This window comes from Nocardia sp. CNY236 (genome assembly GCF_000482385.1).
Lineage (GTDB): Bacteria > Actinomycetota > Actinomycetes > Mycobacteriales > Mycobacteriaceae > Nocardia.
Map to the genome: position 1 here is coordinate 57,901 of NZ_AXVD01000014.1, position 13,960 is coordinate 71,860.

General features: G+C 65.4%; 13 protein-coding genes and 1 tRNA gene. 7 read left to right on the forward strand and 7 right to left on the reverse strand.

Going from position 1 to position 13,960, the window contains the following annotated elements; translation table 11 throughout:
- Positions 1-289: 289 nt before the first annotated feature.
- The 6 genes from K940_RS27670 to K940_RS0109610 all read right to left on the reverse strand — a co-directional run bounded on the left by K940_RS27670 (position 290) and on the right by K940_RS0109610 (position 2,923).
- A complete protein-coding gene (locus K940_RS27670) occupies positions 290-838 on the reverse strand; it encodes an inositol monophosphatase family protein (RefSeq protein WP_196812154.1) in 549 nt (182 codons plus the stop codon).
- Entirely contained in the window at positions 781-1,089 is a 309-nt protein-coding gene (locus tag K940_RS32910) for a hypothetical protein (RefSeq protein ID WP_196812155.1), read from the reverse strand. Before K940_RS32910 ends, K940_RS27670 begins: the two co-directional genes overlap by 58 nt.
- 128 nt (positions 1,090-1,217) lie before the next feature.
- Positions 1,218-1,289, reverse strand: a tRNA-Val gene (locus K940_RS0109595).
- A gap of 17 nt (positions 1,290-1,306) precedes the next feature.
- Positions 1,307-1,771, reverse strand: coding sequence for a peroxiredoxin (locus K940_RS0109600; RefSeq protein WP_028477348.1), 465 nt, complete (start codon positions 1,769-1,771; stop codon positions 1,307-1,309).
- Positions 1,772-1,843: 72 nt separating this feature from the next.
- Positions 1,844-2,266 (reverse strand): DUF3052 domain-containing protein, encoded by a 423-nt coding sequence (locus K940_RS0109605; protein WP_028477349.1) that lies wholly within the window; start codon positions 2,264-2,266, stop codon positions 1,844-1,846.
- A gap of 123 nt (positions 2,267-2,389) precedes the next feature.
- The gene (locus K940_RS0109610; RefSeq protein WP_028477350.1) at positions 2,390-2,923 is read right to left on the reverse strand and encodes a hypothetical protein; all 534 of its coding nucleotides are present in this window, start codon (positions 2,921-2,923) and stop codon (positions 2,390-2,392) included.
- 211 nt (positions 2,924-3,134) lie between these two features.
- Between K940_RS0109610 and aceE the strand changes: the two genes are divergently transcribed.
- The 7 genes from aceE to K940_RS27675 all read left to right on the forward strand — a co-directional run bounded on the left by aceE (position 3,135) and on the right by K940_RS27675 (position 13,556).
- Positions 3,135-6,047 (forward strand): pyruvate dehydrogenase (acetyl-transferring), homodimeric type, encoded by a 2,913-nt coding sequence (gene aceE / locus K940_RS0109620; RefSeq protein WP_028477351.1) that lies wholly within the window; start codon positions 3,135-3,137, stop codon positions 6,045-6,047.
- A 15-nt stretch (positions 6,048-6,062) separates the two neighbouring features.
- Positions 6,063-7,397, forward strand: a complete 1,335-nt coding sequence (locus K940_RS0109625; protein WP_028477352.1) for a CdaR family transcriptional regulator — start codon at positions 6,063-6,065, stop codon at positions 7,395-7,397.
- Positions 7,398-7,525: 128 nt separating this feature from the next.
- Positions 7,526-8,440 carry an ACP S-malonyltransferase gene (locus K940_RS0109630; protein ID WP_028477353.1) on the forward strand — a complete coding sequence of 305 codons (915 nt, stop codon included), beginning with the start codon at positions 7,526-7,528 and terminating at the stop codon, positions 8,438-8,440.
- Between the two features lie 128 nt (positions 8,441-8,568).
- A complete protein-coding gene (gene acpM, locus K940_RS0109635; protein ID WP_028477354.1) occupies positions 8,569-8,871 on the forward strand; it encodes a meromycolate extension acyl carrier protein AcpM in 303 nt (100 codons plus the stop codon).
- Positions 8,872-8,881: 10 nt separating this feature from the next.
- Entirely contained in the window at positions 8,882-10,132 is a 1,251-nt protein-coding gene (locus K940_RS0109640) for a KasA/KasB family beta-ketoacyl-ACP synthase (RefSeq protein ID WP_028477355.1), read from the forward strand.
- A 117-nt stretch (positions 10,133-10,249) separates the two neighbouring features.
- Positions 10,250-11,683, forward strand: coding sequence for an acyl-CoA carboxylase subunit beta (locus tag K940_RS0109645; protein WP_028477356.1), 1,434 nt, complete (start codon positions 10,250-10,252; stop codon positions 11,681-11,683).
- Between the two features lie 70 nt (positions 11,684-11,753).
- On the forward strand, positions 11,754-13,556 hold the full coding sequence (locus tag K940_RS27675; protein WP_051407050.1) for an N-6 DNA methylase: 1,803 nt from the start codon (positions 11,754-11,756) through the stop codon (positions 13,554-13,556).
- 98 nt (positions 13,557-13,654) lie between these two features.
- On the opposite strand, the gene K940_RS0109655 is transcribed toward K940_RS27675, so the two are convergent.
- A complete protein-coding gene (locus tag K940_RS0109655) occupies positions 13,655-13,840 on the reverse strand; it encodes a hypothetical protein (protein ID WP_028477357.1) in 186 nt (61 codons plus the stop codon).
- Positions 13,841-13,960 lie beyond the last annotated feature (120 nt).

Genomic DNA, 13,960 nt, shown 5'->3' on the forward strand with positions numbered 1-13,960 from the left:
ACCGGGAGGTGTCGGCGCGGTGCGCCGTGCGCGGCCTCCGGCCGCGTGCCCCTGGCTGGTGGCGCCTGCATTGTGTTCTCGCGCCCCTCCAACCTCAAGGGCGCTCCTGCGTCGCGTCGCCTTCGGCGATGGCCTAGCGGCCACCCTTGACCTTGGAGCCTCTACGCGAGAAGAGCAGGCGCTATGGGGCAGGCCGGTGGCCTGCCCCAGTGGAGGCGCATGCGCCACCACCCAGGGGCAAAAGAACCCGCCGCCGCTGCGGTTGAGCATCGGGCCGTCGTTCAGCGGGTCACGGCACGGTGCCCCACAGGGCCGTTCGCACGGCCTTGCAGCATGCGTGATCCGCTGCGTTCAGCAGTAGACCGATTTGCCCCTCAACGATTCGGTATGGCTTCCCATCCGGCCGAACGGATATGCCACCAGCTTCGGCCAAAAGTAGGGTGCCCGCCGCGTGATCCCACGGCATCGACCGTTGATACAGAACAAAGTCGAGATCACCGTCGAGCATCCGTGTGTAGTTGACCCCAGCACTCGAAGCGCCGGGGCCCAGACGCGCGAAGCGTTCGCCGGCTTTCGACAGATCAGCGCGCTCCCGATGGGTCAGGCGTTTGGTCGGGGCGGCACCCTGCATCTGTTCGGCCGCGGCCGGTGGGGTGAGCCGTCGAATCCGGGCGCCGTCTCGGAAAGCCCCGGATCCGCGTTCGGCCACATAGAGCTGGCCGCTCTCGGGTAGGAGGATCCACCCTGCGGCGGGCTCGCCGTTACGCAGTAGCGCGACCATCACCGCGTATTCCCGACGACCGGATACGAAGTTCGCAGTTCCGTCGATAGGATCCACCAGCCAACATGCCCCCCACCCAACGCCGCGAGACGAGACGGGTCTGTGGCTACGGCTTCCTCGCCGACTACCGGAATATCGAGAATCTCCAACAATCCACAGGAGATCAGACGCTCAGCTTCCACATCGGCGACAGTGACCAAATCGTTCGGTGCCTCCTCCGAGATCTGGCTCTTGGTCAACTGGCGGAACCGGGGCCGGATCGAGGTATCGGCGGCATCGAACAGGACCTGCGTCACCTCATCAATCACGTCGTGAGACTAGCCAAAGCTCGGATAGCGGTGTCGGTGGGCGGCAGCTTGCCCCACGAAAGCCCCACGAGATCTGCGTGGGGCAAAACTCCCTCGCGCGTGAGGCGTGGCTGCCTCGGCTTTTGCTGTGGGCGCAGAGGGGATCGAACCCCCGACCGCTGGTGTGTAAAACCAGTGCTCTACCGCTGAGCTATACGCCCGGACCGTTGCCGACGGTCTATGAATCTAGCGCGGCGAGCGCTTTCTCCCAAGCCGCCTGGTCACGGGCCTCGCCGGGACCGTTCATCTCGGCGAAACGGATATATCCGTCACGGTCGACGGCGAACGTGCCGCGGTTGGGGTAGCCGGCCTTCTCGTTGAACACTCCATAGGCCTCGGCTACCGCGCCATGCGGCCAGAAATCCGACAGCAGCGGGAAGGTGTACCCCTGCTCGGCTGCCCAGATCTTGTGCGTCGGCGGAGGGCCGACGGAGATCGCGAGGATTTCCGCATTGTCGTTCTGGAACTTGGGCAGCTCGTCGCGGACCTTGCACAACTCGCCTTGGCAGATGCCGGTGAAGGCAAGCGGATAGAACACCAGCAAGACGTTCTTCTTGCTGCGGAAACCCGACAGCGCGACATCTTGGTTGTTCTGATCCTTCAGCGTGAAGTCCGGCGCGATCGCGCCCACCTCGAGCGGCATAGCGAAACCTCCATTGAGTAAAGTGCCCACCAGGCGGCGCGTGATGCCGCCTGGTGGAGACATAGCGGGCGCTCAGCGCTGCTTCGAACGCGCCTTCCGTTGTACCAGACGGCTGCCCGTCCACGAGCCGAGGTTGATGGCCGAGGTCTGCGTCAGCCCGGCGACGGCAGCGGACTCGGCAATCTCACTCGGCTCGACATGGTTCGGCTGTCCGGTCTTGGGCGTGAGTACCCAGACGAATCCTTCGTCGGCCAGCGGGCCGATCGCATCCACCAACGAGTCGATCAGGTCGCCATCTCCATCGCGCCACCACAGCAGCACGACATCGATCACCTCGTCGGAGTCTTCATCGACCAGTTCGCTGCCGATCACTTCCTCCACATCGGCTCTCAGATTGTCGTCGGCGTCCTCGTCCCAGCCCAATTCCTGGACAGCCAAGCCGTGCGAAATGCCAAGCTTCTGAGCGTAGTTCTGCGCGTCCGCCGCGGCAACCACGGTGGTGTCCTCCTCAAATCCCGACAGTAGGTATTTGCAAGCGAACATGGTTACGGGCTTCAACGCAAGCCGATCCGACGAAATAGCCGACGAATGTCGCGTGAGATATCGTCGAATGTTCGCTCAACCGGCCGGACAGGCGTCCAGCGCGGCAGTGCGGGCGCTACTCAATCGGTCGATGGCGGCATTCATCGGACCCGGCGGGCTGGTCAGGGCCGTCGTGCGCGCCCGGGTGGCCGTGTCACGCGCTCTGTTCACGTAGTCCGTGAGTGTGCCGACGAGTTCGGTCGGCAGGCGATCCCCGTCGAGGACGAGGCCGGTTTCCACCATGAGCGCTGCGTGTTCGAGGGATTGGACGGCCGTGTCCCGTTTGGTGACGTAGTCGGATGCGTTCGAGCTGTAGGCATCGACGAACTCGTTGAACTCGGCGATCGACTGTCTACTGAGATTCAGAAACCGCCTGCAGGTGTCGGCGACGGCTTCGACCTGGGCCGCGAGGGCCGAGGCGGCCTCCGCCTCGGCCCGGAGTGCGGCCAGGTCGTCGGAATCGTGAACTGCCAGGCCGTCCACGGTGGTGGTGCACCCTGTAACGACCATTCCGGCTGCGATGACGCCGGCGCACACTATCTCGATCCCGCGGAGGCTCAACAGCCGCATCGTCCTCCTACCCCCCTTGGCTCCCACCATAGATTCGCCTGTGCGTGTCGAACGGTACTGGATTTCCGGCCGCAATGGTGACCTGCGACGTGCAATCGGCAAGGATGGATGGTGCGACCGAATCTATCGCGAACGGGCGGTGCGTCAACCACGAGACCGGCCCGGGGATACGACGCCATCAGCATGTCCACCCCCTGTACGAGGAGCAGATTTGACCGACCTCATCCACTCTTCCGCGCCAGCGCAATCCGCTGGTTCCAGCTCTGCCGCCGCTCCTGACGCGAGACGCGATCCCAACACCGCGTCCGCGCCCACGGGTGGACGGGTGCGGGTCATCCGCGAGGGGGTGGCGTCTTACCTACCGGATATCGACCCGGAGGAGACCAGCGAATGGCTCGAGTCGTTCGATGGGATGCTCGATCGGGAAGGTCCCGGCCGGGCGCGGTACCTCATTCTCCGTTTGCTGGAGCGGGCCGGGGAGCGCCACGTCGCCATCCCGTCGCTGACCTCCACCGACTACGTCAACACCATCCCTACCGAGAACGAGCCGTGGTTCCCCGGCGACGAGGAAGTGGAGCGGCGTTACCGTGCCTGGATTCGCTGGAATGCGGCGATCATGGTGCATCGCGCCCAACGCCCCGGTATCGGTGTGGGAGGACACATCTCGACCTATGCGTCGTCGGCGGCGCTGTACGAGGTCGGCTTCAACCACTTCTTCCGTGGCAAGGATCACCCCGGTGGCGGCGACTCGATCTTCATCCAAGGTCATGCCTCGCCCGGTATCTATGCACGTGCCTTCTTGGAGGGCCGGTTGTCCGCCGGTCAACTCGACGGGTTCCGTCAGGAGTACAGCAACGGCGGTCTCGGGCGCGGGTTGCCGTCCTACCCGCATCCGCGGCTGCTGAACACTTTCTGGGAGTTCCCCACGGTGTCTATGGGCCTGGGGCCGATGAATGCCATCTACCAGGCGCGATTCAATCATTACCTGCATGACCGAGGCATCAAGGACACCTCTGAACAGCATGTGTGGGCCTTCCTCGGCGATGGTGAGATGGACGAGCCCGAATCGCGCGGTCTCGCCCACGTTGCGGCCATGGAGGGACTGGACAACCTGACTTTCGTGGTCAACTGCAACCTGCAACGCTTGGACGGTCCGGTACGCGGCAACGGCAAGATCATCCAAGAACTGGAATCCTTCTTCCGCGGTGCAGGCTGGAATGTCATCAAGGTGATCTGGGGACGCGAGTGGGATGCGTTGCTCGGCGCGGACCGCGACGGCGCACTGGTGAACCTGATGAACAGCACTCCCGATGGGGACTACCAGACCTACAAGGCCAACGACGGTGCCTACGTGCGCGATCACTTCTTCGGTCGTGACCCGCGGACCAAAGCACTCGTGCAGAACCTGACCGATCGCGAGATCTGGAACCTCAAGCGTGGTGGCCACGACTACCGCAAGGTATACGCCGCCTACGCGGCCGCTATGGCGCACACGGGACAGCCGACGGTGATCTTGGCCAAGACCATCAAGGGTTACACCCTCGGCAAGCACTTCGAGGGCCGCAATGCCACACACCAGATGAAGAAACTCACGCTGGGGGACCTCAAAGATTTCCGCGACCTGCAGCGGATTCCGATCTCCGATGCGGAGTTGGAACGAGATCCGTACCTGCCGCCGTACTACCACCCGGGCATGCAGGCGCGTGAGATCCAGTACATGCTCGACCGGCGCCGGGCGTTGGGCGGATTCTTGCCCGAGCGGCGCACTGTGGCAAAGCCATTGCAACTCCCCGGCGACGAGGTGTATCGCAGTGTTCGCAAGGGCTCGGGCAAGCAGAGCGTGGCCACCACCATGGCCTTGGTGCGGCTGATGAAGGAGTTGTTGCGGGACAAGGAGATCGGCAAGCGGATCGTCCCGATCATCCCCGACGAAGCACGGACGTTCGGGATGGACTCGTGGTTTCCTTCATTGAAGATCTACAACCGCGATGGCCAGTTGTACACCTCCGTCGACGCAGAGTTGATGCTTGCCTACAAAGAGAGCACCGTTGGGCAGATTCTGCACGAGGGCATCAACGAGGCAGGGTCGACCGCATCGTTCACCGCGGCGGGTACCTCGTATGCCACTCACGGTGAGCCGATGATTCCGCTCTACATCTTCTATTCGATGTTCGGATTTCAGCGCACCGGTGACGGACTGTGGGCGGCGGCGGATCAACTCGCCCGCGGGTTCGTGCTCGGCGCTACTGCCGGGCGAACCACGCTGACCGGTGAGGGTTTGCAGCACAACGACGGGCACTCGGTGTTGCTCGCCTCGACCAATCCTGCTGTCGTGACCTATGATCCGGCGTTCGCGTTCGAGATTGCGCATATCGTGCGTGACGGCTTGCGCCGGATGTATGGCGGCGGCGCACCTGCCCCCAGCGCGGCGCCACTGCCGGGCGCCCGTCCCCCCGGTGGTCACGGCACGTTCGGCGGCGAGGACGTCTTCTACTACATCACCCTGTACAACGAGCCGTATCCGCAGCCGGCCGAACCGGACGAGTTGGACGTTGCCGGGCTGCTCGCGGGCATCTACCTGTACAAGCGTGGAGGTGAGGGCACGGTGCGCGCCCAGATCATGGTGTCGGGTGTCACCATGCCGGATGGGCTGCGCGCACAGGCCATGCTCGAGCAGGAGTGGGGTGTGCAGTCGGATGTGTGGTCGGTCACGTCGTGGGGCGAGCTGCGCAAGCAGGCATTGGACAAGGAGATCGCTGCGCTGCGCAACCCCGCCGTCGAGCCGAGGGTTCCGTATGTGACCGAGGTCCTGTCGCGAGTCGACGGTCCGTATATCGCGGCAACCGACTGGATGCGCGCCGTGCCCGACCAGGTGCGCAAGTGGGTGCCCGGCGACTTCACCACACTCGGTACCGATGGTTTCGGTTTCTCCGACACCCGCCCCGCTGCGCGCCGGGTGTTCAATGTGGATGCACAGTCCATCGTTGTCGCAGCGCTCGCCGGACTGGTACGAGCCGGAAAGCTCGATCCGGCCGTCGTGGTCGAGGCCGCGGCGAAATATCGCATCGATGACGTCGACGCCGCGCCGAAGCCGACGGCAAGCACAGAAGAACACCTCGCATAGCGGAACATTGGACGGATGGTGGACCGTAAACCGCCGCGGCCGCGGCGGATCTCCGACAGCTCTTCCGAGCACGAGGTGTATCTGCCGACGGGAGCGCTGTCTCCGAACCGGCAGACTCGTGACCCGCTTCCGGACACGCTGCTCAAGCGAGTGAAGCAGTTCTCTGGACGGCTCTCCACCGACGCGGTGGGCTCCATGCAGGATCGGTTGCCCTTCTTCGCCGATCTGGACGCCGCCCAGCGGGCCGGCGTCCAGATGCTGGTGCAGACCGCGGTGGTGAACTTCCTGGAATGGTTGCAGGATCCCGACAGCGACATCCGGTTCAGCCTGGACGCCTTCCAGGTGATTCCGCAGGATCTGGCGCGGCGACTGACACTGCGCCAGACCGTGGACATGGTCCGTGTCGCGATGGAGTTCTTCGAGCAGTGGTTGCCCGCGCTCGCACGCAACGATCGGCAGTTGGTGGCGCTCACCGAGGCGGTGCTGCGCTACGGGCGGGAGCTCGGTTTCGCGGCGGCCTCGGTCTATGCCAGCGCCGCCGAGTCGCGCGGGGCGTGGGACACCAGGCTGGAGGCGTTGGTGGTCGATGCGGTGGTCCGGGGCGACACCGGTCCGGACATGCTGTCTCGAGCGGCCACATTGAACTGGGACGCCACCGCGCCGGCGACCGTATTGGTGGGCACGCCGCCTGGCGAGCAAGGCGTCTCCTCGGTGGGGGCGGTGCACTCGATCGCGGCGCGGCACGGTCGCGCTGCGCTGGCGGTGGTGCAGGGCACCCGCCTGGTGATGGTCGTGTCCGGGCATCTGGGCGACGGCTCGTATGCCTCCCCATTGCTGTCGGATCTGCTCGCCGAGGTGTTCTCGGATGGTCCAGTGGTGATCGGACCCACGACCCGCACGCTCGGCGCGGCACATGCGAGCGCGGTGGAGGCATTGGCCGGCATGGAGGCGGTGGTGGGTTGGCGCCGAGCGCCGCGACCTGTGCACGCGGCGGAACTACTGCCCGAACGCGCATTGTTGGGTGATCGCGCCGCCATCGATGCGTTGAACGAGTTCGTCGTGCTTCCGTTGACCACTGCGGGGGCATCGCTCGCGGACACACTCGATGCCTACCTCGATTGCGGCGGGGCAGTGGAGACGTGTGCGCGGCAGCTGTACGTCCATCCAAATACGGTTCGATACCGCCTCAAACGCATTGCCGAGATCACAGGTCGCGATCCGATGAATCCTCGGGATGCGTATGTGCTGCGAATCGCCGCTACAGTAGGCCGTTTGACACGAATGCGTAACGAATCATCTACTCTGGCCCCAGAGGCCGCAGGGGTCGCACTGGGCCAAGACAGCTTGTAACGCTTTTGAAGAATCGGTCGATCCGGCCGGGCCACGTGGACTTTTGTGGGACTCCCACAAAAGCGCCTCCCAACCTTCATTCGCGTCGACATCTCGTAGGGATCGCCCCACAGTGTTTTCTTAGAGACGTGATCGCGTTGCTCGCCCCCGGACAGGGCTCCCAGAAACCCGGCATGCTCGCGCCTTGGCTCGACCTTTCGGGTGCACAGGAGCGCCTCACGCTGTGGTCCAAGGCGTGTGGCCTGGATCTGGTCGGTCTCGGTACCACCGCCACCGCGGAGGAAATCACCGATACCGCTGTGACGCAGCCGCTGGTGGTCGCCGCGGCATTGCTCGCGTTCTCCGAAATCGCACCTGACACGCTGCCCGCCGACACTGTCGTGGCCGGGCACTCCGTCGGTGAACTCGCTGCGGCCGCGATCGCCGGTGTCATCTCTGCCGACGACGCGGTCCGGCTGGCCGCGATCCGCGGTGCGGAGATGGCCAAGGCGTGTGCACTGGAGTCCACCGGCATGTCCGCGGTGCTCGGCGGCGACGAGGATGCGGTGCTCGAGCGGCTGGTCGAACTGGACCTCGTTCCCGCCAATCGCAATGCGGTGGGACAGATCGTGGCCGCCGGGCGACTGGATGCGCTGGCCGAACTCGCCGCGAATCCCCCCGACAAGGCTCGAGTGCGCTCGTTGCCGGTCGCGGGCGCCTTCCACACGGCGTTCATGGCTCCCGCGCAGGATGCCGTGGCCGCGGCCATCGGTGAGATCACACCCGAGGAGCCGACCAAGACCTTGCTGTCGAATGCCGATGGCAAGCCCATCGCGTCCGGGCAGGACGCGATCGATAAGCTCGCTGCGCAGGTTACCCGCCCCGTCCGGTGGGACTTGTGCACCGAGACCGTCCGACAGGCCGGTGTCTCGGCTGTGGCCGAGTTGCCGCCGGCGGGCACGCTCGTCGGTATTGCGAAACGGGAGTTGAAAGGTACACCCACACTGGCCCTGAAGACCCCGCAGGACCTCCCCGCCTTGGCTGAGCTGACCACATCAGGCTAGCTTTCCCTCGCGGCCACGCAGCACTCTGTGCGGTCGCGTGCGAGCGGGCGGTACCTGTCGCCTTGCTCCATCCACCAAAAATCAGTAATCAGTAGAGCCCTACACAGTACCAAGAAGGGAGCCACGAAGTGGCCGCTCTGACCCAGGAACAAATCGTCGAGGAACTCGGCAAGATCATCGAAGAGGTCACCGGTATCGAGCCCTCCGAGGTGACGATCGAGAAGTCCTTCGTCGATGACCTGGATATCGATTCACTGTCCATGGTCGAGATCGCGGTGCAGACCGAGGACAAGTATGGCGTGAAGATCCCCGACGAGGATCTTGCCAGCCTGAAGACGGTCGGTGACGCGGTCGCCTACCTCCAGAAACTCGAAGCTGAGAACGCCGAGGCGGCGGCTGAGCTCAAGGCCAAGTTCGACAACGCCGAGTAGGGCCGAATCCGTGACCACTCCTTCCACCTTGAACGGGAATTTCCCGAACGTCGTCGTCACCAGCTTGGCGGCGACCACGTCGATCGCGGGTGACGTCGATGCGACGTGGAAGGGACTTCTCAATGGCGAGAGCGGCATCGACGTTCTCGAGGATTCCTTCGTCGAGGAATACGATCTTCCAGTCCGCGTCGGCGGCCACTTGAAGGTCCGGCCGGAGACTCTGCTGTCCCGGGTCGAATGTCGGCGCATGGCCTACGTCGAGCAGCTCGCGACCGTACTCGGTCGCGAAGTGTGGCGCAACGCGGGCAGCCCCGATGTCGATCCGGAGCGGCTGGCTGTGGCCATCGGCACCGGAATCGGCGGCGGCGACGCCCTGATCGATTCCGTGGACAAGCTGAAGAACGGCGGCTACCGCAAGGTTTCGCCGTTGGCTGTGCAGATGATCATGCCCAATGGGCCATCGGCCGTTGTCGGCCTCGAACTCAAGGCGAAGGCAGGGGTGGTCACTCCGGTCTCGGCATGCTCGTCCGGCTCCGAGGCCATCGCCAACGCATGGCGGATGATCGCTCTGGGCGATGCCGATGTCGTCGTCACCGGTGGGGTCGAGGGCTTCATCGATGCGGTGCCGATCGCGGCGTTCAGCATGATGCGGGCCATGAGTACCCGCAACGACGACCCGAAGGGCGCCTCGCGCCCGTTCGACAAGGATCGTGACGGTTTCGTCTTCGGTGAGGCGGGCGCACTCATGGTGCTCGAATCCGAGGAGCACGCGAAAGCTCGTGGCGCCACCATCCACGCCCGGCTGCTCGGGGCCGGCATCACCTCGGATGGCTTCCACCTGGTCGCTCCCGACCCCACCGGCGATGGCGCGGCGCGCGCGATGACCCGGGCGATGCAGTCGGCAGGTTTGACCAAGAAGGACATCGGGCATGTCAACGCGCATGCGACCGCCACGCCGATCGGTGATACCGCGGAGGCGAACGCGATCAACAAGTCGGTCGGAAATCATCCGTCGGTGTATGCGCCCAAGTCCGCGCTCGGCCACTCGATCGGAGCGGTGGGTGCGTTGGAATCGGTGTTGACCGTGCTCAGCATCCGGGACGGCATCGTGCCGCCGACGCTGAACCTCGAGCACCAGGATCCGCAAATCGACCTCGATGTCGTGAAGGGTGAAGCCCGCCGGCAAGAGATCGAGTACGCGATCAACAACTCCTTCGGATTCGGCGGCCACAACGTGGCCCTCGCTTTCGGCCGCGCATAGCTGCTATCACGTGTACAACGCTCCTGGGCGGGTCGGCCACCGAATGGCGACCCGCCCAGGCGCTTATGGACGCAACCGTGGCAGGGGCACGTCCATCGAGATGAGGAGACCATTGCGATGACTGTCATCGCTCCCGCGTTGCCGCAACGGACGACGCCCGATCCGCGCGATCCGCTCGGTCGACTGGAGCGTCTGTTCGATCACGGCACGATTCTCGCGCTCCACCCACGCGACAAATCCGGTGTGCTCGCTGCCATCGGCGAGGTGGACGGCGTCCGCACCGTGGCCTACTGCTCGGATGCCACCATCATGGGTGGGGCGATGGGTGTGGCGGGCTGCAAGCACATCGTGGACGCCATCGATACGGCCATCGATTCCCGCACCCCGGTGATCGGGCTGTGGCACTCGGGTGGGGCGCGCCTGGCCGAAGGCGTCGAGGCGTTGCATGCCGTGGGGCAGGTGTTCGAAGCCATGGTCCGCGCATCCGGACTGGTTCCACAGCTCTCCGTCGTACTCGGCTTCGCCGCCGGCGGCGCCGCCTACGGTCCGGCGCTGACCGATCTGGTGATCATGGCTCCAGAAGGCCGGGTCTTCGTGACCGGTCCGGACGTCGTGCGTAGCGTGACCGGCGAGGACGTGGACATGGCCACCCTGGGGGGGCCGCAGACACACGGCAAGAAGTCCGGCGTCACCCACATCGTCGCCCATGACGAGGCCGATGCGATACATCGCGCGCGCCGCCTGGTGTCGATGTTCGTCGAACAGGGTGAATTCGATCCGGTCGCAGCCGAGCACGGAGATGTCGATCTCCAGGCGATGCTGCCCGATTCGCCCAGGCGCGCCTACGACGTGCGACCGATCGTTCACGAGTTGCTCGACAATGTCGACGGCGAATCGACGTTCGAGGAGCTGCAAGGACTCTACGCTCGCAGTATCGTCACCGGCCTCGGTCGCCTCGGCGGCCGCACAGTCGGGGTTCTGGCCAACAATCCGATCCGGCTCGGTGGTTGCCTGCATTCCGAAAGCGCGGAGAAGGCGGCACGATTCGTCCGGTTGTGCGACGCATTCGGTATTCCCTTGGTCGTGCTCACCGACGTTCCTGGGTATCTGCCCGGCGTCGGCCAGGAATGGGACGGGGTGGTCCGTCGCGGCGCGAAACTGTTGCACGCGTTCGCCGAGGCGCGCGTTCCACGGGTGACCCTGGTGACGCGCAAGATCTACGGTGGCGCCTACATCGCGATGAACTCCCGGGCTCTCGGTGCGACCGCGGTCTACGCGTGGCCGAATTCGGAAGTGGCGGTTATGGGCGCCAAGGCCGCGGTCGGCATTCTGCACAAAAAGGCCCTCGCCGCCGCACCGGACGATGAGCGCGAAGCGCTGCATGCACAGTTGACGGCCGAGCACGAGCGCATCGCGGGCGGCGTCGATCGCGCGGTGGAGATCGGCGTCGTGGACCAGGTGATCGATCCAGCGAAGACGCGCAGCATCATTGCCGCGGCACTGTCCGCGGCGCCTGTGCGAGCCAGCCACCACAAGAACATTCCCCTCTGAGTGATCTGCCTGCGGGCGCGGTATCGCTTCGAGGGCGCATACTGGCCGCCCAACGAGGCACAATCGTGCTATGCCCGCCGAGAGGCGATACCGGTCGGCCAAGCAGAGGCGGGATCCGGCGCCTGCCGTCGCCGATCCCGCAGCCGGGGAGTGCAAACGGTTCGGCCGGCACTACACGCCGCCTGCACTGGCCCGGTTCCTCGCGCACCGTGTGGTATCTCAGGCCGCGCCGTCGCAGGCGGGGGTTTTGCGCGTGCTCGATCCGGCGTGCGGCAACGGCGAACTGTTGTTGGCGGCGCACACCGAGGCGACCGCCCGGTTCCCGGGCATGAGACTGGTGCTGACCGGGTACGATCTCGACGCGCAGGCGATTGTGGCGGCACGCGAGCGGGCCGAGGCAGCCGGAGTGGCTGCCCGATGGTATGCGGCAGACTTTCTCGCTGCCGGGACCCGGCTGACGCAGGGCTCGTTCGACGCGGTGATCACGAACCCGCCGTATGTCCGTACCCAGCAGCTCGGCGGGTCGACTGCGCACCTGCTACGCAGGCGATTCGGATTGCATGGACGGATCGACCTGACCCATCCGTTCGTGGCGACACTGCCCCGGTTGTTGGCCGGCGGCGGTGTGCTCGGCTTGTTGTGCGCCAACAGATTTCTCACTACCAAGGCCGGCGCGAACATTCGTGACCTGCTGCTGTCCGATCTGTCGCCGATCGAGCTGTACGACCTGGGGGATACCAAGCTGTTCGCCGCAGCAGTGCTTCCGGCGATCATCATTGCGCGGCGGGCCGACTATCGGGGTGGCTGTCGCTATATCTCGATCTATGAGACCGCTGGACGCCCGACGTGCGCGCTGAGTCTCTTCGACGCACTGGTCACGCAGCATCCTGCGACTGTTGGGCACAAGGGGCGCGTCTTCGCCATCGAGGCCGGCACGCTGCTGACCGGCGCAGAGTCGAGGGCGCGAGGTAGTGCGCCGCCGACGGCCCGAGGGCGACGGTCCACGCGCGACAGGGGCACCGCGCGCAGTGGCGGCGGGGCGTCCCTGCCACAGTGGGGCTGGCGGATGTCCCACGCGGCGGTCGATTCCTGGTTGGCGCGGGTCGAGGCGAGGACGTGGCGCACCTTCGGTGAGGTGGCACGCGTCCGCGTAGGGATCAAGACGACTGCCGACCGCATATTCATCTCCGACCGATGGGCCGACGCCGACCCCTGCCCCGAGCCCGAGTTGTTGCGTGCGTTGCTCACCCACCGCGAACTGGCACCCTGGCGGGCCACGTGTCGCCCCGATCTGCGCGTGCTCTACCCGTACGATCCGGCCCACGCGCGGCCTACACCGATCGATTTCGCCGACTTTCCCGCCGCGGCCGCGTACCTGTCGGCCAACAAGGAGGCGTTGGCCGGGCGCCGCTACCTCATCGACAGTGGTCGAGCCTGGTTCGAGATCTGGGTCCCGCAGCGCCCGCGCTTGTGGCGGGAACCGAAGGTGGTTTTCCCGGACATCAGTGACCGCCCGCGTTTCGCCTTGGACCGCTCGGGTGCGGTGGTCAATGGCGACTGCTACTGGATTTCGCTGCCCGAACTGTCGCGCGTGCCGGTCGATGCTCTGCGGCTGGCCTATCTGCTGATGGGTGTGGCCAATTCGAGCTTCGGCGTGCGGTTCTACGACGTCAGTTGTGGCAATCGACTGTATTCGCACCGGCGGCGATGGACCACCGAGTATGTGTCGCGGATGCCGTTGCCCGACCCGACGCTGCCGCGTTCGGCAGCGGTGATCGACCTGGTTCGCGAGTTGATCGAGCACCACCCGCCCGACCGCGCTGCACTGGGTGAGTTGGACCGGCTCGTCGAGTCCGCGTTCGGCGTGCCCTGACGACGCACTGATCGGGCGGACCGACCACCGCCGCGCATGGTCGCTGCGCCGATCTCGATGGCTGGCGTCGTGGATCGGCGACGAGGTGCGGATCGAGGCTATCGATGCGGCAGATCCAGCTCCGCCATTTCCTTTTCGATGGCATTCGCCGCGAAGTCGACACCGCGGGACCGTAGTTCGTGAACCCTGCGCTGGAGTGCCTCGATTCCGCCTGGCTGAGCCGCGATGTCGGCGACGCTTATTCGGCCCTCGAGTCCGGTCCTGCCCGACTGCGTATACGACACCGTGATACCTCCTGCCTGCGCACCCGACCTCCCATCGACCCGGGTGGGCTCGCTGTGGTACCAGCTGGCGCAGTCGACGTAGACCGCAGAACCCGGGCCGCCGGGCGCGCTCGACGAATG

Excerpts from the sequence above, each read along its gene's own strand:
- K940_RS0109600 (WP_028477348.1), bottom strand. The coding sequence starts at position 1,771 with ATGCCGCTCGAGGTGGGCGCGATCGCGCCGGACTTCACGCTGAAGGAT.
- K940_RS0109610 (WP_028477350.1), bottom strand. The coding sequence starts at position 2,923 with ATGCGGCTGTTGAGCCTCCGCGGGATCGAGATAGTGTGCGCCGGCGTC.
- K940_RS0109625 (WP_028477352.1), top strand. The coding sequence starts at position 6,063 with ATGGTGGACCGTAAACCGCCGCGGCCGCGGCGGATCTCCGACAGCTCT.
- K940_RS0109645 (WP_028477356.1), top strand. The coding sequence starts at position 10,250 with ATGACTGTCATCGCTCCCGCGTTGCCGCAACGGACGACGCCCGATCCG.
- K940_RS27675 (WP_051407050.1), top strand. The coding sequence starts at position 11,754 with ATGCCCGCCGAGAGGCGATACCGGTCGGCCAAGCAGAGGCGGGATCCG.